General features: G+C 67.1%; 1 protein-coding gene. It reads right to left on the minus strand.

Features of this window, described 5'->3' with window-relative positions; translation table 11 throughout:
• Positions 1-286, minus strand: a 286-nt coding sequence (locus AC0L2O_RS36670) for a hypothetical protein (protein WP_473373187.1), incomplete at both ends; no start/stop codon positions are given.

The raw sequence follows: 286 nt of genomic DNA on the forward strand, positions 1-286 counted from the left end.
GAAGAAACTGCGCTCGATCTTGAAGCCGTTCGAGGCCGCGGGCTCCGGCGTCACCGGCGAGCCCGACACCGAGATCACCGCCTGCACTGGTGCATCGCCGGTGTTGGTGATCTTCAGCGGCTTGCCCTCGAGCGTCACAGCCTTGTAGCTGCGGTACAGCGCGGTCTTGACCGGCTGGCCATCCACCTCCATCGACAGATTCTCCTTGGCGAGCGCGCGCGCCGCCAGCACCAGCCACGCATTCTCCTGCGTGGAGGTGTAGGGCGTCAGCCCGCGCGCGGTCTCG

This window comes from Bradyrhizobium sp. Kon10, assembly GCF_055807395.1.